Below are 23761 nucleotides of genomic sequence, written 5' to 3'. Positions count from 1 at the left end.
CACCGTGGTAGCCAGTTGCAACTGGCCACACACGAAGAGTTGCATTGGAACTCTCAAAATGGAACTCTCACCAGGGACCAAGAGGAGTGCACCGCAGCCACGCGCGCCCCGGGCGCACGCCACCTTGCCGTCCTGTTCGCACAACGAGCACGATTTGAACCGATCGACGTGAAGGGCTGAACATGCCAGTTGGACCCACCACACGAAGGCGCCAACTCGGTGCTGACCTTCGCCGCCTCCGCGAGGCAAAGGGCTTAACCCTGGAAGAGGCGGGAGCTCGGGTCGGCATCTCGAAGGCGACGCTCAGCCGCTACGAAACGAAGGAAGGCCCTGTCAAGTGGCCGGCCGTGGACGCTCTATGCCGCGAGTATGACGCCTCAGCCGAGGAGTGTCAGGCCCTCGTTGAGCTGGCGAAGGGGGCGAGGATCCAGGGGTGGTGGCGGTCGCTTGCCGACCCTATCCCCGAGTCCATGAACCTCATGCTCACCCTGGAGGACGAAGTCGTACGCGAAGACCACTACGCGTGCATGTACATCCCCGGACTCCTTCAGACACGTGCGTACGCCGAAGCCGTTCACCGGGCATCTGAGGTGCAGTGCTCGGAGCGGGAAGTCCAGCACATGGTTGACATTCGCATGAGGCGCCAAGAACTGCTGGAGCGCGACGAGCCCCCGCACATCTGGTCTGTCATCGATGAGGCGGCACTGCGGCGATGCGTAGGTGGCCAACGCGTGATGCAGGACCAACTTCGGCACTTGCTGACCATGTCGGAACGCCCACACATCACCGTCCAAGTGCTGCCCTTCGCGAAGGGTGCGCACGCGGCGGCCGTCGGTAGCTTCGCTGTCCTCCGTGGACCGAGCCATGAACTGGACGTGGTGTACGTCGACTTGCTCGGTGGAGGGCTCTTCATCGAGAAGCCGAAAGAGCTGGACCGCTATAGGTTGGCGTTCGAGTACCTCAGCGCACAGGCGCTGGACTTCGAGTCCTCGGCAGACATCATCGACCGTATAAGCAAGGAGTCCTGATGACAACGGCCTCTACGCAGCAGTGGTTCAAGTCCTCGTACAGCGGCGGCAGTGGAACCGAGTGCGTGGAGTGCGCGCGGGGTGCGGACGGGATGCTCGTGCAGGACTCCAAGCGGGATGGTGGTCCCGTGGTGGTCGTTCGGGCAAAGGCATGGCGTGCCTTCATAGACGCGCTGGTTCCTGCTGAGACGTGAGTCAGATGTGGGCCCTGATCTGATTCACGGGGTGCCCGAGTGCCTCGGAAATGGTGGCCATTTCCTCGTCGCCAAACCAGTCACGTTCGGGGTTCCAGAGGGCGATCTCGAAGCGGGCAAAGCCGCACGGCCAGTCGTAGTCCAGTACGTCCAGCGACGTGACGGTGCCACAGCAGGGCACTTTCACGGCCAAGGCGGCAAAGCCGTCTTCACTGTGGCTTTCGAGCAGGTCGGCGTACCACTCGGTGCCGATGGAGGCACGGCAGTGGGGACAGCCGATCCGTTGCAGGTTGCCGCCGCAGTCGATGGGCATCAGCGTGTCGTGCCAGGTGACGTCGACCTCGACCTCCTCGCCATCGGGAAGGCCAGGAGACAGGTCTACTACGAGTGCGGCAGCCCGCTCCGCCGCTGCTCGTCCGGGCTGCCACTCGGGATTGGTCGGAATGATGGACAGGACGTCGTCGCTCACGGCTCACTCAATTCGTCGGGCACAAGCGTTCGGCCGGGTGCGGCGATCGTAGGGCCCAGTGGCGTGGCCCGCTGATCGATGGGCTCGTTACTCCTATAGCTGAGGCCAACAGAAAGCCCGGCGTTCTTCTGCTCGTTGGCTGGAAGGTACCCACGGCCGCCCGGTTGTTCTGAGGGTGGCGGTTCCGGGGCGAGGGTCAAGAGCGTCCTTCGGGCGTCGGCTTCGCCGATTGCGCTTCGCTCCACTCTTGACACTCGCCCCTCCACCGCGGTGTTTTTCCTGGCCGGGCGGCCCAGGGGTGGGGCCTCCGGGACCGGTGGGTGCGTGGTGACGGTTCGTTGCCGGGGTGCCAGTGGGAGGGTGGGGCGCGCCGGCGCCTCTGGGCACGCCGGGGTGGTGTGGCGACGGGCGCGGGTCGGTGGATCGGTTCGGACGGCCGTAGGGCCTTCTGCGATGATCTCCGAGGCGTTCAGGGCTGCTTGGGGGAGATGAGCCATGCGTGTCGGGGTGTATCTCGCGCATCCGCGAGGCGGGAGCTTCAATCACGCTCTCTTCGAGGCCGTGGTGGGTGAGTTGCGTGGGCGAGGGTGTGACGTCGTCGCGCATGATCTGTGTGCCGAGGGGTTTCCGGCCGGGGTGGCCGCCGAGGAGACGGGGACCGTTGAGGCCGCCGGGCGTGCCGGGGATCCTCAGGTCGCGCTGCATCGGGGCGAGGTCGCCACGCTGGACGCCCTGGTGTTCGTGCATCCCAACTGGTGGGGGATGCCGCCCGCTGTGCTCGTCGGATGGGTGCAGCGGGTGTTCGTGCCGGGGATCGGCTACAAGTTGGGCAGTGCGGAAGGGGAGCCCGCGGGGTTGTTGCGGGCCGGACGGGCGCTTGTGCTGAACACGTCCGACACTCCTGCCGAGCGGGAGGCGAGTGAGTTCGGGGATCCGTTGGAGCGGGTCTGGCGGGCTTGCGTGCTGCCGTATGTGGGAGTCGTTGACGTGCGGCGCGTGGTTTTTCGTACCGTCGGCGATTCGGGCGATGATCTGCGGGCCGAGTGGCTCGCTCGGGCTCGGCGGGAAGCCGCCGCACTGCTGGATCGAGCGGATCCGTCCCGCTCGTGACCATGTCGGCGCACCGCGGCTCGAGATGCGATCTCCGCCGCTCGCGCGGGACGATGAAGTTACTGCCAGGTGCTTCATCCCCTACCCACCCCTGATGATCATGCTGCTCGCAGAGAAGAACGCCCTGATCTACGGAGCCGGTGGGGCGATAGGCGGTGCCGTCGCTCGGGCCTTCGCCCGGGAGGGGGCCACCGTCTTTCTCGCCGGTCGCACGGAGGCCAAGCTTCAGGCGGTGGCCGGGGACATCGCCGCCGCGGGCGGACGGGCCCGCACGGTTCGGGTCGACGCGCTCGACGAGGAGTCCGTCGAGGACTGTGTCGCCTCGGTGATGAAGCAAAGCCGGCGAATCGACGTCTCGTTCAATGCCATCGGGCTGGACGAGGTGCAAGGGACGCCGCTCGTCGAGATGTCCTACGACGACTTCGCCCGGCCGATCGGCATCGCGACCAGGACGCAGTTCCTGACCGCGAGGGCGGTCGCGCCGCACATGGCCGAGGCCGGGTCCGGCGTGATCATGATGATCACGGCGTCGCCGTCCCGGATCCCCTTCCCCCTCGTCGGTGGCTTCGGCGTCACCTGCGCCGCGCTGGAGGGCTTCTCCCGAACCCTGGCGGCGGAGCTGGGGCCCAGTGGGGTGCGCGTCATCTGTCTGCGCTCGGCGGGATCGGTCGAGTCGATCGAGGAGGTGCTGGACAAGCACGCCGCCGGCATCGGGACGACCCGTGACGACTTCATCGAGGATCTCACGGAGATGACCCTGCTGAAACGGCTGCCCTCCCTGGCCGACGTCGGCAACGTCGCCGCGCTCATGGCATCGGACCACGCTGCCGCCATGACCGGCGCCGTGCCCAACGTGACCTGCGGTCAGGTGGTGGACTGACTCAACCGGTCGCGTGCCGGTACCGACTTCCGTCAGGGTTGGTCTCGGGTCGTATCCGCTGTCGGCATCCGGTCGGCACTGGAGTACGAGGAGAGATGACATGGCCAAGGTTCCCAGCGCGCTCGTCGCCGCGAGCGGGCTCGTCGGTGGGTACGGCGTCGCCCGCTGGAGCGGGAGGCGACAGCTCGGCGGGGTCGTACTGGCCGTCGCGGGGGCCGCTGCCGCGCAGCAGTGGCGGGAGCGGGCCGGCGGGAAGGCCGCGGGCGCGCTGGGCACCGCGTACGTCGCCGCCTTCGCGGGGTCGCATCCGCTGGCCAGGAAGGTGGGCGCCTGGCCCGCCGTGTTCGGGGCGGCGGGGGCCGTCGCCCTCGCGTCCTGGGCGGTCGCCGACCGGCAGGCGTGAGCCTCGGTCGTCGTAGCACGGCTACGCCGACCTGAACGCCCTCCGGTACCCCTGCGGGCTCGTCCCCACCACCCTCCGGAAGCGTTCCCTGAACGCCGTGGACGAGCCGAAGCCGGCCTGCGCCGCGATGCGTTCGACCGGGTACGACGTCGTCTCCAGCAGGTACTGCGCCCGCCGCACCCGCGCCCGGTGCAGCCACTGCAACGGCGTCGTCCCCGTCTGCTCCCGGAAGCGCCGGTTGAGGGTGCGCGTGCTCATCCCGGCCTGCGTCGCGACGTCGTCCAGCGTCAGGTCGCGGTCGCAGTTGTCCTGCAGCCAGGCCAGCAGGGGCTCCAGCGTCGCGCCCGCCGGGGCCGGGGGCTGGTCGTGCACGATGAACTGGGCCTGCCCGCCCTCCCGTTCCAGCGGCATGACCGACATACGGGCGGCGTGCGCGGCGACCGCCGAGCCGTGGTCCTTGCGGACCATGTGGAGGCACATGTCCATCGCCGCGGCCGCGCCCGCCGACGTCAGGAACTGGCCGTTGTCGACGTAGAGGACGTTCGGGTCGACCGTCACCTTCGGGTAGCGCCGCGCGAGGTCCGGCGCCGCGATCCAGTGCGTCGTGGCGCGCAGGCCGTCCAGCAGGCCGGTCGCCGCGAAGATGAACGCGCCCACGCAGACCGACGCGATCCGCGTGCCGTTCGCCGCCGCCGCGCACAGCGCCTCGGCGACCCCGGGCGGCAGCGTCTCGGGCGGGTCCTCGACGCCGGGCAGGATGATCGTGTCGGCCTCCGCCAGCGCCTCCAGGCCGTACGGCGCCCGTACGGTGAACGCCCCGGCGTCCACCTCCTCCCGCTCCGCGCAGACCCGCACCCGGTAGGCCTCACGGCCGTCCGGCAGCCGGGCCCAGCCGAAGGCGTCGATCGGGGCGGAGAGGTCGAAGGGGATGACGCCGTCCAGCGCCAGTACAGCGACGGTGTGCATGGCCAGATCGTAGGCATGCGACGGACTTTCGCCAACCCGGTCGCGAGCCACGCACGCCGCCGTCCCCGTCAGACGCCCCGCCGGATGCCCTCCGAGCCTGCAGCGGGCGTCCGTGGCGAGAATCCGTCGAAGCCTGTCACTGACGCCACTTCCCCATGATCCATCACGACCTTAGCGTCGACGTCCGTGACCAAGTTCCTCCTCGCCGTCCACGTCCTCGCCGCGATCGTGGCCATCGGGCCCGTCACCGTCGCCGCGAGCATGTTCCCGCCCGCAGCGCGCCAGGCCATGGCCGCGCCCGACGACCCGAAGGCCGCCGAGACGGTCCAGCTGCTGCACCGGATCTGCCGGGTGTACGCCACCGTCGGCGTCGTGGTGCCCGTGTTCGGGTTCGCCACGGCCAGCGCCATGGGGGTGCTGGGCGACGCCTGGCTGATCGTGTCGATCGTGCTGACCGCGCTGGCAGCGGTCGTGCTCGTCGCCCTGGTGCTGCCCCGGCAGGGCGCGCTCGTGGAGGGCGGCGGGACGCGGCAGGCGACCGTGCGGCTGGCCATGTTCACCGGCGTCTTCAACCTGCTGTGGGCGGTGGTGACGGTGCTGATGATCGTCCGGCCGGGCTCCACGACCGGCGCCTGAGCGCCGTCCCAGGGATCGAAGGCCCGAGGCTTGAGGACCTGTGCGTGAGCAAGTTCACCACACGCCCGCCGGGGTCCCGCACGAAGAAGCGCCGCACAGGAACGCACCGCGCCCGTCGTCCCCGGTGGGGTTGGCCGGGGACGCCAGGGTCATCACCCAGCCCAGGCTCATGACCTCCTCCAGGCCGAGCAAGCCGTGGAAGTCACGGTTGTCCTCCATCGCGGCCTCGGACGGGACCTGGCAGTCGGGGACGACTCTGCGGACGGTCATGGGGAGGGCTCCCTGGGTTGTCAGGCCGTCGCCTTGGAGGTCTCGGACCCTGTCACCGACAACGGCGTGGCGATGTCCTCCAGGGACCGCCGCTCCGCCCGGACGGCGAGGAACACCGCGACCAGGCCCGCCGCGCACATCAGGCCCGCGCCGATCTGGAAGGCGAGCACGGTGTCCGCGACGACGCCCGACTCGGTCAGGTCGGCGAAGATCAGCGGGCCGCTGATGCCGCCCGCCGCGGTGCCGAGGGCGTAGAAGAAGGCGATGGCCATGGCCCGGGTCTCCATCGGGAAGATCTCCGAGACGGTGAGGTAGGCGCTGGACGCGCCCGCCGAGGCGAAGAACAGCACCACGCACCAGCAGGCCGTCATCGTCGTCGCCGTCAGGGAGCCCCGGTCGAAGAGCCAGGCCGTCACGAACAGGAGCAGGCCGGAGAGGATGTACGTCGAGGAGATCATCACCCGGCGGCCGACCGTGTCGAAGAGCTTGCCGAGCAGCAGCGGGCCGAGGAAGTTGCCCGCCGCGATGACGGCGAAGTAGTAGCCGGTGCTGCCCGTCGGCACGTCGAAGAAGGTGCTGAGGATGGTGCCGAAGCCGAAGGTGATCGCGTTGTACAGGAACGCCTGGCCGATGAAGAGCGACAGGCCGAGGACGGCCCGGCGCGGGTAGCGGCCGAAGACGGTCCTGGCGATCAGGCCGAAGCCGATGCTCTTGCGCTCCTGGATGGTGATCTCGCCGGCGGGGGGCGGCAGCGGCTCGCCCTTCTCCTGCTCGATCTCCCGTTCGACGGACGAGACGAGCTCCTCCGCCTTCTCACCCCGGCCGTGGATGAACTGCCACCGTGGCGACTCCGGGACATGGCGTCGTACCAGCAGGACGACCAGGCCCAGGACGACGCCCAGCGCGAAGCTCAGCCGCCAGCCCAGGTCCTTCGGGAAGATCGCGGTGTCCAGCATGACGATCGACAGCAGGGCGCCGCCGATGGCGCCGAGCCAGTAGCTGCCGTTGATGATCAGGTCGACCCGGCCCCGGTAGAGGGACGGGATCAGCTCGTCGATCGCGGAGTTGATGGCCGCGTACTCGCCGCCGATGCCGAAGCCGGTGAGGAAGCGGAAGAGGAAGAACCACCAGGACTCGAAGGACAGCGCCGTCATGGCCGTGGCCGCCAGGTAGACCACCAGCGTCACCATGAACAGCTTCTTGCGGCCGTACCGGTCGGTCAGCCAGCCGAAGAACAGGGCGCCGGAGCAGGCGCCCGCCACGTACAGCGCGGCCGCGATGCCGGTGACCTGGGCCGCGCTGATGTCCAGGCCGCTGCCCTCCTCCGCCAGCCGGCCGGCGACGTTGCCGACGATGGTGACTTCCAGACCGTCCAGGATCCAGACGGTGCCGAGGCCGATCACGATCATCCAGTGCCACCGGGACCACGGCAGCCGGTCCAGTCGGGCCGGGACGGACGTGGTGATGGTTCCGGTGGAGGCGGGCACGGAATCCGGCGACGACGACGCTCCTGCTGTCATGGCTCCCTCTCCCTCGGGCGACCCCCTCCCGTATGCCCGGAAAGGGGGAGGTCACGCCCCCAGCATGCGGGAGACGGTGTAGATCAGCAGCCCGGCCAGCGAGCCCACCACCGTGCCGTTGATACGGATGAACTGCAGGTCACGACCGATGTGGGCCTCGATCTTCCGAGTGGTGTGCTCGGCGTCCCAGCCGGCCACGGTGTCGGTGATCAGCAGGGTGATCTCGCTGCGGTACGTGGTCACGACGTGCACCGCCGCGCCCTCGACCCAGCTGTCCACCTTGTCCTGGATCTTGGGTTCGGTGGCCATCCGGGCGCCCAGGGAGAGCAGGGAGGCCCGCACCCGCAGCCGCAGCTCGCTGCGCTCGTCCTCGGCCGCGGAGACGATCATGGAGCGTACGGCCGTCCAGGCGGAGGCGATCAGGTCCTGGACCTCGCCCCGGCCCAGCACCTCGCCCTTGAGCCGCTCCACCTTCGCGCGGATCTCGGTGTCGGACTGGAGGTCGGAGGCGAAGTCGGAGAGGAAGCGGTCCAGGGCGCCGCGCGCAGGATGGGACGGCATGTCCCGCATCTCCGCGCAGAAGCGCAGCAGCTCCTTGTAGACCCGCTCGCCGACCTTGCGGTCCACGAACCGGGGGGTCCAGCCGGGCGCGCCGCCCTGCACGGCGTCCATCACGGAGTCGCTGTGCAGCACCAGCCAGTCGTGGGCGCGGGAGACGACCAGGTCGACGACCCGTTTGTGGCCGCCGTCGGCGACGACCTTCTCCAGCATCTTGCCGATGCCGGGCGCGATCTCCTGGACGCCCGCCCGCCGGGTGATCGCCTCGCCGACCACCGCCTGCACGTCGGAGTCGCGCAGCACGGTGAGCGCGCCGCGCAGGGCCGTCGCCAGCTCGGCGGTCACCCGGTCGGCGTTCTGCGGTTCGGCGAGCCAGGCGCCGAGGCGGCTGCCGATGCCGACGGCGCGCAGCCGCTGTCGTACGACGTCCTCGGAGAGGAAGTTCTCGCCGACGAACTCACCCAGGGAGACGCCCAGCTGGTCCTTCTTGGTCGGGATGATCGCGGTGTGCGGGATGGGGATGCCGAGCGGGTGACGGAACAGGGCGGTGACGGCGAACCAGTCGGCCAGCGCGCCGACCATGCCCGCCTCGGCGGCCGCGGCGACATAGCCGGCCCAGGGGCCCGCGCCCGAGTTCGACGCCCACTTGGCCAGCACGTACACCACGGCCACGAGGAGCAGCAGGCCGGTCGCGGTGAGTTTCATCCGACGCACGCCGCGCTGCTTCTCCTCGTCGGCCGGGCTGAACGTCGTCATCGCCCGGACGGCGGACGCGGGCACGGCGCGGCCGCCGGCCGCGCGGGCACCGGCGGCGCCCGACCGGGCATGCTGCTCTACGGCACCCGCACCCGTTTCACCTGCTTGATCCGGTTTTGTACGATCCATCCGCTCCACCCGTTCCCGAGCCTCCACTCCTCATTGTCCCTTCCTGACCGACTCCTGGAACGTGACAAGAGTTCCCGGCGTCTGTCGGTAGGGGCGGCTCGCGAGTGAACCGGTACGTGAACTCGCGCGGCCGAACGGGTCTCCTTCCGGGGGTCCCGGTCAACTTCCCCCGCCTCATGGCGCATCATGAGGCGATCACACCGGAGCCTCGGGCTCCACTTCCGCCCGAGGAGAAACGCACCGCATGACCAGGCGTCATCACGGTTATGCCTTGCTCGCCGCCATCGTCTCGCTGATCGTGGCCATGTCGGTCGCCATATACGCCGGAGCCGCCTCCGACGACGGCACGGCACCGAGCGCGCTCGCAGGTCCCCGCCCTCCGTACGACCCCGCCGCCCCGGCGTCCACCGGCACCTGGGTCGGCTCCTGGTCGACCTCCCCGTCCGCCGCCGAGCCCGGCACCGAGACCGCCGGCCTGCACGACCGCTCCGTACGCAACGTCGTCCACACCAGCGTCGGCGGTACGGGTGCCCGGATCACGCTGTCCAATCTCTACGGCCGGCTGCCGCTGACCCTCACGCGGGCCACGATCGCGCTGGCCGCCGCCGACGACAGCGCCGCCGCGGTTCCGCGGACCATGCGGCGACTGACGTTCAACGGCCTCCCCACGGTCGTGATCCCGCCGGGCGCGCAGGTGATGAGCGACGGCGTGCGCATCCCCGTCCCGCCCGACAGCGACGTCCTGGTCACCACGTACGCCCCGGCAGAGCCGGGCCCGGTCACCGTGCACGCGCGCGTGCGGCAGCTCTCGTACGCCGCGCGGGGCGAGCGCACCGAGGACGTGACCGGCGCGCCGTACACCGAACAGGTCGAGGCCTGGCGCTACCTGACCGCCCTCGACGTGCTCAGCAGGGAGGCCGACGGCACCCTCGTCGCCTTCGGCGACTCCCTCACCGAGGGCAACTCCTCCACCGTGGGAGCCAACCGGCGCTGGCCCGACATCCTCTCCGACCGGCTGCGCGAGGCGGCCTCGGCGGGCCAGGACGTGCCCCGGTACGGCGTCGTCAACGAGGGCATCGGCGGCAACCGCGTCCTGACCGGCGGTCTGGGCCGCCCCGCCGACAACCCCAGCGGCCTCAGCCGCTTCCCGCGTGACGTGCTCGGTCGGACGAACGTCAAGGTCGTCGTCATCGACCTCGGCGTCAACGACATCCTGCGCTCCCCCACCGTCATCGACCCCGACCTGGTCCTCGACGGCCTGCGCACGCTGGTCGGCCAGGCCCACGCCCGGGGCATCCGGGTCGTCGGCGCGACCCTGATGCCCTTCGGCGGGCACCGCGGGTACAGCGCCGAGCGCGAGGCGGTACGGCAGGGGATGAACGCCGAGATCCGGTCCGGGCGCCTCTTCGACGCGGTGGTCGACTTCGACCGGGCGGTGCGGGATCCGTACGACCCGCGCAGGTTCCGCCCGGACTACGACTCGGGCGACCGTCTGCACCCCAACGACCGGGGCTACGAGCGGATGGCGCGCGAGTTCGACCTGACGGCCCTGAAGGGCGCGGCTCCGGCGAAGCTGTGAGGGGGCGCCGGGCGGGGGGGCGGGCCTAGTCCCTCGGCCGCTGGTCGTGCCCCCAGCCGTGCGCCTGGTCCCCGTGCCCCAGCATCCGCCGGTCCCCGCCCTCGACGTCCCGCTGCTCGTGGCCACCCCGCACCCGCACCTGCTTGCGCTCGATGCCCACTCCGCCCCAGAAGGCGAACCCGGAGACGATCACCCGCGGGGCGCCCGGGTCGCCCGGCACCCCGTCCTCGCGGCTGTCGAAGCCGCCCATGATCCCGATGCCGCGGACGACGACCTCGACGCCGGGCGGCACGACGATGCTCACCCCGCCCATGACGGCCACGCAGTTGATCACGACCTCACGGTCGGCGAAGAGCGCGTCGCGCAGATCGATCTCCCCGCCGCCCCAGAACGTGAAGCAGGTGAACCGCTTCGGCACAGTCCAGCGCCCCTTGCGCTGGAAGCCGGACATCACGGCGACACCCCCCGAGGAGGATCCCCCGCCCCCGGTGATCCGCGCGGCCCAACCCCCGCGCGCGGCGGGCTCCTTGACCATCGAGACCGCCGGTCCCGGCGCCCCGCCCCCGGCGGGCAGGTCCCGCGTGATGGGGGCCAGGTCCCCGTAGGTCCGCGCCTGGTACGTCGCGTCGAGGCGCTCCTCGAACTCCGTCATGTCCAGCCGCCCCTCCGCGAGGGCGTCCCGCAGGACCTCGGCGACTCGCTCTCGATCGGCGTCGGAGGCTCGCAGCTCCGGGGCATCGTCGGTCATGGACAGCAGCCTACGTTTTCCACGGTCCCCGCACTATGCGGTCGCGCGCTCCGTCGGGGGTTCGGTGGTGTCCCCCGTCGAATGCAGCATTCGCGCGATCACGGCCTCGATGTCCGGTTCCCGCACCGAGAGGTCCACCAGCGGGTACTCCGCCGCGATCCGCGCCACCAGCGGCGCCGCCGACTGCGCCGCCGGGAAGGCCAGCCACTGCCGGGGCCCCTCCACCCGGACGACCCGCGCCGGTGCCGGCGCCTCGATCGGCGGCAGTTCCCGCTCCAGGTCGACGACGAGAGTGCGCTCGCTCTCCCCCGCCTCGTGCAGCCCGGCGAGCGGGCCGTCGTACATCAGACGCCCGTGGTCGATGACCATCACGCGGGAGCAGAGCTGCTCGATGTCCTGGAGGTCGTGCGTGGTGAGCAGCACCGTGGTGCCGCGCTCGGCGTTCAGGTCACGCAGGAACTGCCGCACCCTGGCCTTGGAGATGACGTCCAGGCCGATGGTCGGCTCGTCGAGGTAGAGCACCTCGGGGTCGTGCAGCAGCGCCGCCGCGATGTCCCCGCGCATCCGCTGGCCGAGCGAGAGCTGCCGCACCGGCACGTCCAGCAGCTCGGCCAGCCCCAGGAGTTCGACGCAGCGTTCGAGGTTGGCGCGGTAACGGGCGTCGGGGATCCGGTACATGCGGTGCATCAGCCGGTACGACTCGATCAGCGGCAGGTCCCACCACAGCGTCGTGCGCTGCCCGAACACCACCCCTATGCGGCGCGCCAGCCGGGTGCGCTCCCGGGACGGGTCGATGCCCGCGACCCGCAGCCGCCCGCCGCTCGGGGTGAGGATGCCGGTCAGCATCTTGATCGTGGTCGACTTCCCGGCGCCGTTCGGCCCGATGTAGCCGACCATCTCGCCGCGTGCCACGCGGAACGAGATCGAGTCGACGGCCCGCACCTGCCGCCGCTCCCGTTTCAGGAAGCCGGCCTTCTTGCGCACGTCGAAGACCTTCTCGATCCGGTCGACCTCGATGAAGCCCTCGACGCCCTCGGCGCCCGCTCCGTCTGCCTCTGTCACCGTCACCGCCCTAACTCCCTGTGCTCTGATACGACCTGAGTCCTGCCCGCCAGGCCAGCCCCGCGAGCGCGCAGCACGCCGCCGCCACCAGTGGCGGTGCGAAGGCCACCCACTCGGGCAGGTCCAGCGGGTAGGGCCGCCCCAGGATGTGGCTCGCGGGCAGCCAGTTGACGAAGGCCAGCGGCAGCACGAAGGTCACGCCGCGCACCAGCTCCTTGCCGAACACGGTCGGCGGGTACTGGAGCAGCGTCGTACCGCCGTAGGTGAACGCGTTCTGCACCTCGGAGGCGTCCTGCGCCACGAACTGGAACGCCGCGCCCCCGACGAACACCGCGCAGAAGATCGCCGCCCCGCTGAGCAGCATCATCGGCATCAGCAGCACCTTGACCGGCGTCCAGTCGATGTCGAGCGTGGCCAGCGCGTAGCCGAGGACCAGCGCGCCCTGGACGACCCGGCCGAGGCGGCGCAGCCCGAACCGGTCGGCGGCGACCTGCGCGAGCACCGGCACCGGACGCACCAGCAGCGTGTCCAGCGTGCCGTCCCGCACCCGCCGCCCCAGCCGCTCCATCGACCCGATGGACAGGTCGGCCAGCCCGAAGGCGACACCGGTCAGCCCGTACAGGAAGGCGATCTCGGGCAGGGTCCAGCCGCCGAGCTCGTCCACCCGGGAGAACATCAGCAGGATCGCCACGAAGTCCAGACCGGTCGCCACGAAGTTGCCGACGGTGGTCATCACGAAGGACGCGCGGTAGGCCATGGTGGACTTGATCCACATGGCGACGATCAGCCCGTACGCGCGCAGCCCGTCGGCGACCCGCCCGGCCTGCCGCACATGACCCGTCTCACCCACCGTGCACCACCACCCGCCGCGTGGCCGACGACTGCATCAGCCGCCCCACCGCCAGCAGCGCCACCGCCCACGCGCCCTGGAAGAGGAAGGTGCCCAGCGGGTCGGCCCGGCCCAGCAGCACGTCCGCGGGCGCCTGGAGCAGCGACGACCACGGCAGGGCCCGTACGATCTCGCCGAGCAGGCCGGGAAAGACGTTCAGCGGCAGCAGCATGCCCGAGCAGAAGTAGCTCAGCAGCCAGGTCACCTGGGAAACGCCGGTGCCGTCGAGCAGCCAGAACGCGCTCAGCGCCACCAGGTACCGCAGCCCGAAGCTGACCACCATCCCGAGCAGCACCGCGATCAGACAGGCTCCCCAGGTCACCGGGTCCGAGGGCAGCGCGACGTCGAAGACCAGCGCCCCGAACGCGAAGGGCAGCACGCCGCGCCCCAGCAGCTGGAAGAAGGCCCGGCCCAAGTCGGCGGCCAGCCACCACAGTTGCAGGTCGGCCGGGCGGTGGAGATCGATCGCCACATCACCCGTACGGATGCGTTCCATCAGCTCGTTCTCGAAGCCGCCACCCCCGATCGCGAGTGTCGACAGCAGCGCCTGCCCGAGCCACACGTAGGTGACAGCCTGTGCCTGGTCGTACCCGCCGAGCTGCGGTCTCTCGTCCCACAGGGCGAGGTAGGTGTACACGAGGATGAGCCCGAAGACCGTGTTGGTGAACACCCCGGCGGCGGTGGCCGCCCGATAGGTCGCGTACCGTCGGAAATTCCCCACCGCGACGGCCGCGTACAACCGTCCCGTGCCCACACCGAACCACCGCCCCGACCAGCCCGACACCGAAGCGCAGGAGCCTAGTACGCGGCGGAGAGGGCCTGCCAGGCGTTTTCCGGGCGGGACACGTGCACGGATCCGGGAACGGAACGGCCGGTGCGAGAGTCTTCAGATGGGGGCGCAGATGACGTACGAGGAAACACACAGGAGTCCGTGCACGACATGAGTGACGAGCCGCAGCCTCAGCAGCCGAACCAGGACGGGCCCGGGGAGGGGAAGCCCGGGCGGCCGAAGCGCACCGGCTGGCGCCGGATCCTTCCGACCTGGCGCATGCTGCTGGGCACCTTCGTCATCGGCGTCCTGCTGCTGATCGGGCTGTTCTACCTCGGCTACTCGATGGTCAAGATCCCCTCCGCGAACGCGCTGGCGACCAAGCAGAGCAACGTCTACCTGTACGCGGACGGCTCGCAGCTCGCCCGGGACGGCGAGGTCAACCGGGAGAACGTCGCGCTCGCCCAGATCTCCCAGGACGCCCAGCACGCCGTGCTGGCCGCCGAGGACCGCGACTTCCACACCGAGTCCGCGATCGACCCCAAGGCGATGGTGCGCGCGGGCTGGAACACGGCCACCGGAAAGGGCAAGCAGTCGGGCTCCACGATCACCCAGCAGTACGTGAAGAACTACTACCTGGCCCAGGAACAGACGGTCACCCGGAAGGTCAAGGAATTCTTCATCTCGATCAAACTCGATCGGGAGAAGAGCAAGAACGACATCCTGGAGGGCTACCTCAACACCAGCTACTTCGGCCGCAACGCCTACGGCATCCAGGCCGCCGCCCAGGCCTACTACGGCATGGACGCCACCGACCTGGACGCGGCCCGCGGCGCCTACCTCGCCGCGCTGCTGAACGCGCCCAGTGAGTACGACGTCGTCGCCCACCCGGAGAGCAGGCCCGCGGCCCAGGCGCGCTGGAACTACGTCCTGGACGGCATGGTCAAGGAGGGCTGGCTCACCCGGTCCGAGCGCGCCGGCCTGAAGTTCCCGATGCCGAAGGAGGCCACCGTCTCGACCGGGATGTCCGGGCAACGCGGCTACGTCGTCGACGCGATCAAGCAGTACCTGGTCGAGCACGACGTCGTCGACGCGGAGTCCCTCGAGGCGGGCGGCTACCGGATCACCACCACCCTGCAGAAGCCCCGGCAGGACGCCTTCGTGAAGGCCGTCAACGACAAGCTGATGTCCAAGCTGGACAAGGAGAACCGCGAGGTCGACAACTACGTCCGCGCGGGCGGCGCCGCCGTCGACCCCAGGACGGGCAAGGTCGTCGCCATGTACGGCGGCATCGACTACGTGAAGCAGTACACCAACGGGGCCACCCGCCGGGACTTCCAGGTCGGCTCCATCTTCAAGCCGCTGGTGTTCACCTCGGCCGTCGAGAACGGCTCGACCACCCAGGACGGCACCCGCATCACGCCCAACACGTTCTACGACGGCACCAACAAACGCCCGGTGCAGGGCTGGAACGGCGGCTACGCGCCGGAGAACGAGGACCAGGTGTCGTACGGCGACCTCACCGTCCGCGAGGCCACCGACAAGTCCGTGAACGCGGTGTACGCGCAGATGGCCGTCGACGTCGGCCCCGACAAGGTCATGCGGACCGCGGTCGATCTCGGTTTGCCCTCCAGCACGCCGGAGCTGGGCCCCTACCCGTCGATCGCGCTCGGTGTCGCCCAGGCGAGCGTCCTCGACATGGCGGAGGCCTACGCCACGCTCGCGAACCACGGCGAGCACGGCACGTACACCCTGATCGAGAAGATGACCCGGGGCGGCTCCGAGGTCGAGATGCCCGAGCGGCGGACCACCCAGGCCGTCAGCCGCGAGGCCGCCGACACCACGACGTCGGTCCTGCAGAGCGTCGTCGACAACGGCACCGCCACCGCCGCGCAGGCCGCCGGCCGTCCCGTGGCGGGCAAGACGGGCACCGCGGAGGAGGACCAGGCGGCCTGGTTCGCGGGCTACACCCCCGACCTGGCCACCGTCGTCGCGGTGATGGGCCAGGACCCGAAGACGGCCGCCCACAGGTCGCTGTACGGCGCGATGGGTCTGGAGCGCGTCAACGGCGGCGGGGCGCCCGCCGAGATCTGGGCCCAGTTCACCAAGGACGCCCTGGAGGGCACCCCGGTCACCGACTTCGACCTGCGGCTCCAGGAGGGCGCCGACGTGGTGTTCACGCCGCCGGCCCCGCCCACCCGCGACCAGGACACCGGCGACCCGAGTCAGGAGGCCACGCCCGGCACCGGCGATCCGCAGAGCCCCGGGGCGGTGCAGGGCGGTGTGACCGACGGCGGGACGACCGGCGACGGCGGTACGACGACCGGGGGCACGCCCACTGACGGCGGGACGACCGGCGGGCAGGCCGACGGCGGCACCACCACGGACGGGGGCACGACCGGCGACGGCGGGACGACGGACGGCGGTCTCACCACCGGTGGCGACCCCACCACGGGCGGTCCGACCACGGGTGGCACCACGGGGGGCACCACCGGCGGCGGAACGTCCACGGGCACGACGACGTCGGGGACGCAGGGCCCGCGCCGGACGTGAGCCCGCGCCCGGTCAGTGACCGGAGGTCGCCTTCAGGCCCACGACGGCGACCAGCAGCAGACAGACGAAGAAGATCCGGGCGGCGGTGACGGGCTCGTTCAGCACCACCATGCCGAGCACCGCCGCCCCGGCCGCACCGATCCCGACCCACACGCCGTAGGCGGTACCGATGGGCAGGGACTTCGCCGCGTACGAGAGCAGCAGCATGCTGGCGACGATGCCGACGCCGGTGAGCACGCTGGGCACGAGCCGGGTGAAGCCGTCGGTGTACTTCATCCCGATCGACCAGCCGACTTCGAGCAGGCCGGCGACGATCAGCAGAACCCAGGCCATGAGAGGCACCTCCGGGAGACAGGCGACTGACGGGGGTGCGTCGTCTTTGCCTTCTACCCGGTACGGCGCGTCTCGTCGGGTGCCTCTCCAAGGTAGCAAGGGCCCGGCGCCGGGGCCGACGGCAGAGGAAAAGGGCTGGTGACCGTGGTCACCAGCCCTTTCGTGTCGCTTGCCTACAGGTACAGCCCCGTGGAGTCCTCGGACCCCTCGAACCGGTCGGCGGCCACCGCGTGCAGGTCGCGCTCGCGCATCAGGACGTACGCGACCCCGCGCACCTCCACCTCGGCGCGGTCCTCCGGGTCGTACAGGACCCGGTCGCCCGGCTCCACGGCCCGTACGTTCTGCCCCACCGCCACGACCTCCGCCCACGCCAGCCGACGGCCCACGGCCGCCGTGGCGGGGATCAGGATGCCGCCGCCGGAACGCCGCTCGCCCTCACTGGTGTCCTGCCGCACGAGCACACGGTCGTGCAGCATCCGGATGGGCAGCTTGTCGGGATGGGTGCTGTCGTTTCTGTTGCCGCTCACGTCCTTGAACCTACCTGCATCCGGGGAATTCGTACGCCGGGGGGTCAGCGCCTGCGGCGCCGGGTGCCGAGCGCGAGCAGCCCGACGACGCCGACGGCGACCAGCGCGACGGGCAGCACGCGGGCCATCCGGGGCGCACCGTCCTCGTCGACGAACTGCCGCCTGACGTCGCTCACCGCCCGGTTGACCTGAACGTAGGCACGTCCCAGGGTGTGATCGACATTCGACACGACCTTCGCCTTGGCGTCCCCGACGATCGTCTTCGGGTGCACCCGCACACCGATCTCGTCGAGGGTCTCGGCCAGCACTTCGCGGCGGCGCCTGATGTCCGCCTCGATCTGCGCCGGGGTTCTGGTGTCCGACGATTCCGCCACCGTACGGCCTCCGAAGTCTGCTGATGCTGTTCCGGACAGTCTGTCAGTTCCCTGGGCGGCCGCGCTGTCAGGACCCCCGGTTACGCTGGATCGATGAGCGAACGACTCCAGCCCGGGGACGTGGCCCCCGCCTTCACCCTGCCCGACGCCGACGGCCGCGAGGTGTCCCTCGCGGACCACAAGGGCCGCAAGGTCATCGTCTACTTCTACCCCGCGGCACTGACGGCAGGCTGCACCAAGCAGGCCTGCGACTTCACGGACAACCTCGACGTGCTGGCCGGCGCCGGCTACGACGTCATCGGCATCTCGCCGGACAAGCCGGAGAAGCTGGCGAAGTTCCGCGAGCAGGAGTCCCTGAAGGTCACCCTGCTCGCCGACCCCGAAAAGCAGGTCCTGGAGTCCTACGGCGCCTTCGGTGAAAAGAAGCTCTACGGCAAGACGGTCGTCGGCGTCATCCGCTCCACGGTGGTCGTCGACGAGGAGGGCAAGGTCGAACGCGCCCTCTACAACGTCAAGGCGACGGGCCACGTAGCCAAGATCATCAAGGATCTGGGTATCTGACCCGGCGCTCCCGCAGCTCGGCGGCCCGCACCGATGACTTCCGGTGCGGGCCGCTCCACGTCTCCGGCGTGACTGTCGGATGAGCGGTTCGTTACTCCGTGCGAGCCAGGAACGTACGACCGTGAACGGAGGGGGCTCGATGGGCGCCAGCGCGTACACCAAGGAACGGCTGGAGGAGGCGGCTCGGGGGGCGCGGACGCTGTCGGAGGCGTTGGTGTTGTTGGGGGTGGATCCGGGGAGTTCGACGCGGCGGTACGTGCGGGAGCGCATGCAGAGGTCGGGGGTGGACACGTCGCACTTCGAGCGCGAGGTCAAGTGGACCCGGGACGTGCTTCAAGAGGCGGTCTCGGCCTCGACGAACACGTGCGAGGTACTGCGCTTTCTCGGGCTGGAGGTCGTCGGAGGGCATCACACGCACATCAGCCGGAGGATCAAGGCTTACGGCATCGACACGTCCCACTTCCAGGAGCCGTCCCGGCGCGGCAGGCCATGGCGTCCCCGAACGCCGGAGGGGCTCCTCGTCATGCAGCCGGCCGACCAGGCCCGACGCACCCCGAGCGACCGCCTCAAGTGGGCGATGACCGCAACGGGCATGGAGGAGCGATGCGCCCTGTGCGGTACCGCGCCCCTCTGGCGGGGCAGCCCTCTCCCGCTGGAGGTCGATCACATCAGCGGGAACTGGCGCGACAATCGCATCGAGAACCTGCGGTTCCTGTGCCCCAACTGCCACTCGACGACCGACTCCTACCGAGGGCGCGGCAAAGGACGAGCCGCGGGGGCCGCCGCATGAGCAACGGGGTGCGGTACACCCGCGAGCAGCTTGCCGAGGCCGCCGCGCAATGCCGTGACATCGACGAGGTCATCGCCTACTTCGGCACCGAGCCGTACGGCAACCTTCGCCGCCATCTCTTCCGGCGTTTCGACCACTTCGGGATCGACGTCTCCCACATGCCGCGCAGACGGCGAGCCGCCGGCCCCCGTCAGCCGAGTGCCGACGAGCTGCGCCGGGCGGTCGCCGGAGCGACCTCCGTCGCCGACGCCCTGCGCGCACTCGGCATCGAGCCCTACCGCAGCCGGGCGCGCTCGCTGTTCAGTCAGTGGGTGGACGACGACGGCCTCGACATCTCCCACTTCGTCGGCCAGGCGCATCAGCGAGGAAAGGCGGGGACGACCCCGGTCAGACGCGCCGAGGACATCCTGGTCCGGCACGCCGGAGAGCGGCGGACGCGCACGCATCTCCTGCGCCGCGCGTTGCGCGAAGTCGGCGTCCCGGAGAAGTGCGCGGAGTGCGGGGTCGGTCCCGAGTGGCTCGGCAGATCCATGACCCTGGAGGTCGACCACATCAACGGGGACTGGCGTGACAACCGGCGGAAGAACCTGCGGCTGCTGTGTCCCAACTGTCACGCGGTGACCCGTACATGGTGCCGCGGAGGGCGACGGCCGACGCTCTGACCCATATCTCCTCACCGACCTGTGGGTCGGCCCAGTACAGTAGGGCGCGGCGCGCGCCCGTACGCCAATGGCCGAGCGGCGATCTTTAGGTGGTCGTGTTTGTCGGTTCGAATCCGACCGGGCGCACAGGTAGGACAGGGCCCCGCACCTTCGATTCCACGGTGCGGGGCCTGTCCCATGGATCAGCCCAACAACTCCCGCACCACAGGCACCAACGCCCGGAACGCCTTCCCCCGGTGGCTGATGGCGTTCTTCTCGTCGGGGCTCAGCTCCGCGCAGGTCCGTGTCTCGCCCTCGGGCTGGAGGATCGGGTCGTAGCCGAAGCCGTGGGTGCCGGCCGGCTCGTGGCGCAGGGCGCCCGTCAGGCGGCCCTCGACCACCCGCTCCGTGCCGTCCGGCAGGGCGAGCGCCGCCGCGCAGGCGAAGTGGGCGCCGCGGTGCTCCTCCGCGATGTCGGACAGCTGGGCCAGCAGCAGTTCGAGGTTGGCGCGGTCGTCGCCGTGCCGGCCGGACCAGCGGGCCGAGAAGATGCCCGGCGCGCCGCCGAGGACGTCGACGCACAGGCCGGAGTCGTCGGCGACCGCGGGCAGGCCGGTGGCCTGCGCGAGGGCGTGGGCCTTGAGCAGGGCGTTCTCGGCGAAGGTCACGCCCGTCTCCCGGACGTCCGGGATGTCGGGGTAGGCGTCCGCGCCGACGAGGTCGTGCGTCAGACCTGCGTCGGCGAGGATCGCCTTCAGCTCGGTGATCTTTCCGGGGTTGCGGGTGGCGAGGATCAAGCGGGTCATGCCCTCAGTATCCAGGCCCCGGCATCCACGCCCCGGGTGTCCCGGCACACCCGCGCGCGTTACGGCGTGCAGACCTTGGTCAGCTCGCCGGCCGCGTCCGTGATCGGGCTGATGTCGGGGGTCTCGTCGCCGTTCTCGACCGACGTACGAACGTTGTCGACGGCCTGCTGGAGGTCGTCCACCGCCTTGTTGACGTCGGCGTTGTCGGTCTTGTCGCCGATCTCGCCGAGGTTCTGCTCGATGGAGTCGAGGGACTCCGCGAGCTGCGTCGGGTCGTTCGCGGCGCTTTCGACGGCCTGCTGGAGGTCCGTGACGCTGTCGGCGATGGCGTCGGCGGTCTGGACGCAGTCGAGTGCCTTGCTCACGGCGTCGCAGCCGGTGGTCAGCCCGGCGGTCAGCGCGACGGCCGCCAAGGTGGCGGCGACGGCTGCGGTACGGCGTCGGCGGCGGCTCGCGGCCATGGAACGGTCCCTCCCTCGGATCGGGCCCGACGGGCCCGGCTGGTGGCCGGGCGCACAGGGATGAGCCGTGCGCCCGTAACTCATGAGACGCGGCGACGGCCGGTACGGTTGCCCGCACCGACCACCACTTTTTGTGCGCCCTTTACCTTCCGCGCGCTGCGCGCGGCGGCCGTCCGCGTCCTACTTCTCGGCGGTCGCTTCCAGCGCGGCCAGCTGCAGTGCGGAGAGTTCCGTGCAGCCGGCCACCGCCAGGTCGAGCAGCGCGTTGAGCTCCTCGCGCGCGAACGGCTCGGCCTCCGCGGTGCCCTGGACCTCGACGAACCGTCCGTCGCCGGTGCAGACGACGTTCATGTCGGTCTCGGCGCGCACGTCCTCCTCGTAGCAGAGGTCGAGGAGCGGGACGCCGCCGACGATGCCGACCGAGACCGCGCTGACGGTGCCGGTGAGGGGCTGACGGCCGGCCCGGATCAGCTTCTTGCCCTGGGCCCAGGCGACGGCGTCGGCCAGGGCGACGTACGCGCCGGTGATGGCGGCGGTGCGGGTGCCGCCGTCGGCCTGGAGGACGTCGCAGTCGAGGACGATGGTGTTCTCGCCGAGCGCCTTGTAGTCGATGACCGCGCGCAGGGAGCGGCCGATGAGGCGGGAGATCTCGTGCGTACGGCCGCCGATCCTGCCCTTGACCGACTCGCGGTCGCCCCGGGTGTTGGTGGAGCGGGGCAGCATCGCGTACTCGGCGGTGACCCAGCCCTCGCCGCTGCCTTTGCGCCAGCGCGGGACGCCTTCGGTGACGGAGGCGGTGCAGAAGACCTTGGTGTCGCCGAAGGAGACGAGGACGGAGCCCTCGGCGTGCTTGCTCCAGCCGCGTTCGATGGTGACCGGGCGGAGCTGTTCGGGGGTGCGGCCGTCGATTCGAGACATGGGTCGAGCCTAGCCTCCCGTCGTCCCTGCTCGGACCGGGACGCGGAAGGGGCCCTTCCCGGTGCGGGAAGGGCCCCTCACGGAGCTGAGCCGGGGCTCACATCATGTCTTCGATGTCCGCGGCGAGCGGGTCGGCGTCGGTGCCGATGACGACCTGGATGGCGCTGCCCATCTTCACGACGCCGTGGGCGCCGGCGCCCTTGAGGGCGGCGTCGTCGACCAGCGCGGGGTCGGACACCTCGACCCGCAGCCGCGTGATGCAGCCCTCGACCTCTTCGATGTTGTCGATGCCGCCGAGCCCGGCAACGATCTTCTCAGCCTTGCTGGCCATGTCCTTCTCCCTGATCCGACCTGGTCCGAAGCGCTTTCACGCAGTAACCCACAGTTGGCCCAGCTTCGCGAGCGGTCATGGCCTGCGTACCGAATGATGGCGTCACGACAGCGGAACACGACAGCGGAACCTTCCGCCGACTGGTCTACACCACCTGGCGGACGCTCGCCAAACCCGGTCCCTCCGGGAGGAGTCCGATGAGTGCCGACAGCGTCGCCCGCCCCGCTCGCAGCCGCTGGAGCGCCCTCTTCCAGGGCATGCAGAAGATGGGGCGCAGCCTTCAGCTTCCCATCGCCGTCCTGCCGGCCGCGGGCATCCTCAACCGGCTCGGTCAGCCGGACCTGTTCGGCGACGAGGGGCTCGGCTGGACCGATGTCTCCAAGGTGATGGCGGGCGCGGGCGGGGCGCTGCTCGACAGTGCCCTGGGTCTTCCCCTTCTCTTCTGTGTCGGTGTGGCGATCGGCATGGCGAAGAAGTCGGACGGTTCGACGGCGCTGGCGGCGGTGGCGGGGTTCCTGGTCTACTTCTCGGTGCTGCGTCAGTTCCCGCAGGAGTGCCCGGCCGGGGCGCGGGTGATCGTCGCGGGCTGCCAGGCCGACGACGGGACGGTGTCGGTCTTCACGTACCAGAACCCGGGGGTCTTCGGCGGCATCGTCATGGGGCTGCTGTCCGCCTTCTTCTGGCAGCGCTACCACCGTACGAAGCTGGTGGACTGGCTCGGCTTCTTCAACGGCCGGCGGCTCGTGCCGATCATCATGGCGTTCGTGGCGATCGCGTTCGCGGCGCTGTGTCTGTGGGTCTGGCCGCCGATCGGCGCGGGGCTGGAGAGCTTCAGCGACTGGATGAGCGATCTGGGCGCGTGGGGCGCGGGCGTCTTCGGGATCGCGAACCGGGCGCTGCTGGTCGTCGGCCTGCACCAGTTCCTGAACGTGCCCATCTTGTTCCAGCTCGGCACGTACGTCGAGCCGGACGGCACGGTGGTGCACGGCGACATCAACATGTTCCTGGCGGGCGACCCGGACGCGGGTCAGTTCACCACGGGCTTCTTCCCGATCATGATGTTCGCGCTGCCCGCCGCGGCCCTCGCCATGACGCACTGCGCCAGGCCGAACCGTCGCAAGGAGGTCGGCGGCCTGATGCTGTCGGTGGCCCTGACGTCGTTCGTCACCGGCATCACCGAGCCCCTGGAGTACTCGTTCCTCTTCGTGGCCCCCGCCCTCTACGTCATCCACGCCCTTCTGACCGGTGTGTCGATGGCGGTGTCGTGGGGACTGGGCGCGAAGGACGGCTTCAGCTTCTCGGCGGGTCTGATCGACTACGTCATCAACTGGAACCTCGCGACGAAACCGTGGCTGCTGGTGCCGATCGGGCTGGCCTTCGCGGCCGTCTATTACGCGATCTTCCGGTTCGCGATCACCAGGTTCGATCTGAAGACGCCCGGACGGGAGGCGGAGGACGAGGTCGAGGACGTCACCAAGTCCTGACCCAGGGCCTGAAGTG

Annotated in this window: 27 protein-coding genes, 1 tRNA gene, 1 pseudogene and 1 riboswitch; of the genes and pseudogenes, 13 read left to right on the top strand and 16 right to left on the bottom strand. The window is 70.2% G+C overall.

Annotated elements, in window-relative coordinates; all coding sequences use genetic code 11:
• The first annotated feature begins 182 nt into the window (after nucleotides 1-182).
• Both ACFV6X_RS06320 and ACFV6X_RS06315 read left to right on the top strand, forming a co-directional pair.
• Nucleotides 183-1028 (top strand): helix-turn-helix domain-containing protein, encoded by an 846-nt coding sequence (locus tag ACFV6X_RS06320; protein ID WP_385378424.1) that lies wholly within the window; start codon nucleotides 183-185, stop codon nucleotides 1026-1028.
• On the top strand, nucleotides 1028-1222 hold the full coding sequence (locus ACFV6X_RS06315) for a DUF397 domain-containing protein (RefSeq protein ID WP_385378421.1): 195 nt from the start codon (nucleotides 1028-1030) through the stop codon (nucleotides 1220-1222). Before ACFV6X_RS06320 ends, ACFV6X_RS06315 begins: the two co-directional genes overlap by 1 nt.
• A 1-nt stretch (nucleotide 1223) precedes the next feature.
• Here ACFV6X_RS06315 and ACFV6X_RS06310 read toward each other — a convergent pair whose 3' ends face one another.
• Nucleotides 1224-1691: a hypothetical protein gene (locus ACFV6X_RS06310; RefSeq protein ID WP_385378418.1), complete on the bottom strand. Its 468-nt coding sequence runs from the start codon at nucleotides 1689-1691 to the stop codon at nucleotides 1224-1226.
• 495 nt (nucleotides 1692-2186) lie between these two features.
• On the opposite strand from ACFV6X_RS06310, the gene ACFV6X_RS06305 reads away from it, so the two are divergent.
• From ACFV6X_RS06305 to ACFV6X_RS06295, 3 genes are all read left to right on the top strand, one after another.
• Nucleotides 2187-2801, top strand: a complete 615-nt coding sequence (locus ACFV6X_RS06305) for an NAD(P)H-dependent oxidoreductase (RefSeq protein ID WP_385378416.1) — start codon at nucleotides 2187-2189, stop codon at nucleotides 2799-2801.
• Nucleotides 2802-2895: 94 nt separating this feature from the next.
• On the top strand, nucleotides 2896-3681 hold the full coding sequence (locus ACFV6X_RS06300) for an SDR family NAD(P)-dependent oxidoreductase (RefSeq protein WP_385378413.1): 786 nt from the start codon (nucleotides 2896-2898) through the stop codon (nucleotides 3679-3681).
• A 100-nt stretch (nucleotides 3682-3781) separates the two neighbouring features.
• Complete coding sequence (locus tag ACFV6X_RS06295; protein ID WP_385378410.1) at nucleotides 3782-4084, top strand: hypothetical protein; 303 nt, start codon at nucleotides 3782-3784, stop codon at nucleotides 4082-4084.
• Nucleotides 4085-4105: 21 nt separating this feature from the next.
• On the opposite strand, the gene ACFV6X_RS06290 is transcribed toward ACFV6X_RS06295, so the two are convergent.
• Nucleotides 4106-5050 carry a GlxA family transcriptional regulator gene (locus ACFV6X_RS06290; RefSeq protein ID WP_385378407.1) on the bottom strand — a complete coding sequence of 315 codons (945 nt, stop codon included), beginning with the start codon at nucleotides 5048-5050 and terminating at the stop codon, nucleotides 4106-4108.
• A 186-nt stretch (nucleotides 5051-5236) separates the two neighbouring features.
• Between ACFV6X_RS06290 and ACFV6X_RS06285 the strand changes: the two genes are divergently transcribed.
• On the top strand, nucleotides 5237-5686 hold the full coding sequence (locus ACFV6X_RS06285; protein ID WP_385378404.1) for a hypothetical protein: 450 nt from the start codon (nucleotides 5237-5239) through the stop codon (nucleotides 5684-5686).
• 37 nt (nucleotides 5687-5723) lie between these two features.
• On the opposite strand, the pseudogene ACFV6X_RS06280 reads toward ACFV6X_RS06285, so the two are convergent.
• From ACFV6X_RS06280 to ACFV6X_RS06270, 3 genes and pseudogenes are all read right to left on the bottom strand, one after another.
• A pseudogene (locus ACFV6X_RS06280) lies at nucleotides 5724-5956 on the bottom strand (glyoxalase); the annotation flags it as partial.
• Between the two features lie 20 nt (nucleotides 5957-5976).
• Nucleotides 5977-7476, bottom strand: a complete 1500-nt coding sequence (locus ACFV6X_RS06275) for an MFS transporter (RefSeq protein WP_385378403.1) — start codon at nucleotides 7474-7476, stop codon at nucleotides 5977-5979.
• Between the two features lie 51 nt (nucleotides 7477-7527).
• Nucleotides 7528-8919: a DUF445 domain-containing protein gene (locus ACFV6X_RS06270; protein ID WP_385378400.1), complete on the bottom strand. Its 1392-nt coding sequence runs from the start codon at nucleotides 8917-8919 to the stop codon at nucleotides 7528-7530.
• 244 nt (nucleotides 8920-9163) lie between these two features.
• Between ACFV6X_RS06270 and ACFV6X_RS06265 the strand changes: the two genes are divergently transcribed.
• A complete protein-coding gene (locus ACFV6X_RS06265; RefSeq protein ID WP_385378398.1) occupies nucleotides 9164-10498 on the top strand; it encodes an SGNH/GDSL hydrolase family protein in 1335 nt (444 codons plus the stop codon).
• A 25-nt stretch (nucleotides 10499-10523) separates the two neighbouring features.
• Here ACFV6X_RS06265 and ACFV6X_RS06260 read toward each other — a convergent pair whose 3' ends face one another.
• The 4 genes from ACFV6X_RS06260 to ACFV6X_RS06245 are packed head-to-tail and all read right to left on the bottom strand — an operon-like array spanning nucleotide 10524 to nucleotide 13951.
• The gene (locus ACFV6X_RS06260; protein ID WP_385378396.1) at nucleotides 10524-11246 is read right to left on the bottom strand and encodes a DUF1707 domain-containing protein; all 723 of its coding nucleotides are present in this window, start codon (nucleotides 11244-11246) and stop codon (nucleotides 10524-10526) included.
• Between the two features lie 33 nt (nucleotides 11247-11279).
• Nucleotides 11280-12308 (bottom strand): ATP-binding cassette domain-containing protein, encoded by a 1029-nt coding sequence (locus tag ACFV6X_RS06255; RefSeq protein WP_385378393.1) that lies wholly within the window; start codon nucleotides 12306-12308, stop codon nucleotides 11280-11282.
• A 10-nt stretch (nucleotides 12309-12318) separates the two neighbouring features.
• Nucleotides 12319-13158 (bottom strand): ABC transporter permease, encoded by an 840-nt coding sequence (locus ACFV6X_RS06250; RefSeq protein ID WP_385378391.1) that lies wholly within the window; start codon nucleotides 13156-13158, stop codon nucleotides 12319-12321.
• On the bottom strand, nucleotides 13151-13951 hold the full coding sequence (locus ACFV6X_RS06245) for an ABC transporter permease (RefSeq protein WP_385378388.1): 801 nt from the start codon (nucleotides 13949-13951) through the stop codon (nucleotides 13151-13153). Before ACFV6X_RS06245 ends, ACFV6X_RS06250 begins: the two co-directional genes overlap by 8 nt.
• 186 nt (nucleotides 13952-14137) lie before the next feature.
• On the opposite strand from ACFV6X_RS06245, the gene ACFV6X_RS06240 reads away from it, so the two are divergent.
• Nucleotides 14138-16519 carry a transglycosylase domain-containing protein gene (locus ACFV6X_RS06240; protein ID WP_385378385.1) on the top strand — a complete coding sequence of 794 codons (2382 nt, stop codon included), beginning with the start codon at nucleotides 14138-14140 and terminating at the stop codon, nucleotides 16517-16519.
• A gap of 12 nt (nucleotides 16520-16531) precedes the next feature.
• On the opposite strand, the gene ACFV6X_RS06235 is transcribed toward ACFV6X_RS06240, so the two are convergent.
• The 3 genes from ACFV6X_RS06235 to ACFV6X_RS06225 all read right to left on the bottom strand — a co-directional run bounded on the left by ACFV6X_RS06235 (nucleotide 16532) and on the right by ACFV6X_RS06225 (nucleotide 17753).
• Nucleotides 16532-16852 (bottom strand): DMT family transporter, encoded by a 321-nt coding sequence (locus ACFV6X_RS06235; protein WP_385378382.1) that lies wholly within the window; start codon nucleotides 16850-16852, stop codon nucleotides 16532-16534.
• Nucleotides 16853-16886: 34 nt separating this feature from the next.
• Nucleotides 16887-16950: riboswitch (guanidine-III (ykkC-III) riboswitch) on the bottom strand.
• A gap of 75 nt (nucleotides 16951-17025) precedes the next feature.
• Nucleotides 17026-17328, bottom strand: coding sequence for a co-chaperone GroES (locus ACFV6X_RS06230; protein ID WP_258021436.1), 303 nt, complete (start codon nucleotides 17326-17328; stop codon nucleotides 17026-17028).
• A 95-nt stretch (nucleotides 17329-17423) separates the two neighbouring features.
• Nucleotides 17424-17753: a DUF3618 domain-containing protein gene (locus tag ACFV6X_RS06225; protein WP_385378380.1), complete on the bottom strand. Its 330-nt coding sequence runs from the start codon at nucleotides 17751-17753 to the stop codon at nucleotides 17424-17426.
• A gap of 93 nt (nucleotides 17754-17846) precedes the next feature.
• Here ACFV6X_RS06225 and bcp point away from each other — a divergent pair, with 93 nt between their 5' ends.
• From bcp to ACFV6X_RS06205, 4 genes are all read left to right on the top strand, one after another.
• The gene (gene bcp / locus ACFV6X_RS06220; protein WP_385378377.1) at nucleotides 17847-18314 is read left to right on the top strand and encodes a thioredoxin-dependent thiol peroxidase; all 468 of its coding nucleotides are present in this window, start codon (nucleotides 17847-17849) and stop codon (nucleotides 18312-18314) included.
• 139 nt (nucleotides 18315-18453) lie between these two features.
• Complete coding sequence (locus tag ACFV6X_RS06215) at nucleotides 18454-19104, top strand: HNH endonuclease signature motif containing protein (protein WP_385378374.1); 651 nt, start codon at nucleotides 18454-18456, stop codon at nucleotides 19102-19104.
• Complete coding sequence (locus tag ACFV6X_RS06210; protein ID WP_385378371.1) at nucleotides 19101-19766, top strand: HNH endonuclease; 666 nt, start codon at nucleotides 19101-19103, stop codon at nucleotides 19764-19766. Before ACFV6X_RS06215 ends, ACFV6X_RS06210 begins: the two co-directional genes overlap by 4 nt.
• Before the next feature lie 53 nt (nucleotides 19767-19819).
• Nucleotides 19820-19892: transfer RNA gene (locus tag ACFV6X_RS06205), tRNA-Leu, on the top strand.
• A 56-nt stretch (nucleotides 19893-19948) separates the two neighbouring features.
• Here the strand turns inward: ACFV6X_RS06205 and rdgB are convergent.
• The 4 genes from rdgB to ACFV6X_RS06185 all read right to left on the bottom strand — a co-directional run bounded on the left by rdgB (nucleotide 19949) and on the right by ACFV6X_RS06185 (nucleotide 22261).
• Nucleotides 19949-20551 carry an RdgB/HAM1 family non-canonical purine NTP pyrophosphatase gene (gene rdgB / locus ACFV6X_RS06200; protein ID WP_365457687.1) on the bottom strand — a complete coding sequence of 201 codons (603 nt, stop codon included), beginning with the start codon at nucleotides 20549-20551 and terminating at the stop codon, nucleotides 19949-19951.
• A gap of 59 nt (nucleotides 20552-20610) precedes the next feature.
• The gene (locus tag ACFV6X_RS06195; RefSeq protein WP_365457690.1) at nucleotides 20611-21012 is read right to left on the bottom strand and encodes a hypothetical protein; all 402 of its coding nucleotides are present in this window, start codon (nucleotides 21010-21012) and stop codon (nucleotides 20611-20613) included.
• Nucleotides 21013-21192: 180 nt separating this feature from the next.
• A complete protein-coding gene (gene rph / locus ACFV6X_RS06190; protein ID WP_385378367.1) occupies nucleotides 21193-21930 on the bottom strand; it encodes a ribonuclease PH in 738 nt (245 codons plus the stop codon).
• A 97-nt stretch (nucleotides 21931-22027) separates the two neighbouring features.
• Complete coding sequence (locus ACFV6X_RS06185) at nucleotides 22028-22261, bottom strand: PTS glucose/sucrose transporter subunit IIB (protein ID WP_365457696.1); 234 nt, start codon at nucleotides 22259-22261, stop codon at nucleotides 22028-22030.
• A gap of 197 nt (nucleotides 22262-22458) precedes the next feature.
• Here ACFV6X_RS06185 and ACFV6X_RS06180 point away from each other — a divergent pair, with 197 nt between their 5' ends.
• On the top strand, nucleotides 22459-23745 hold the full coding sequence (locus ACFV6X_RS06180) for a PTS transporter subunit EIIC (protein ID WP_385378364.1): 1287 nt from the start codon (nucleotides 22459-22461) through the stop codon (nucleotides 23743-23745).
• The last annotated feature ends 16 nt before the right edge of the window (nucleotides 23746-23761 follow it).

The organism is Streptomyces sp. NPDC059861, from assembly GCF_042731435.1.
Classification (GTDB): Bacteria; Actinomycetota; Actinomycetes; order Streptomycetales; family Streptomycetaceae; genus Streptomyces.
Note: the sequence above shows the minus strand (reverse complement) of the source record. Positions and strands in the feature narration are given on the sequence as shown.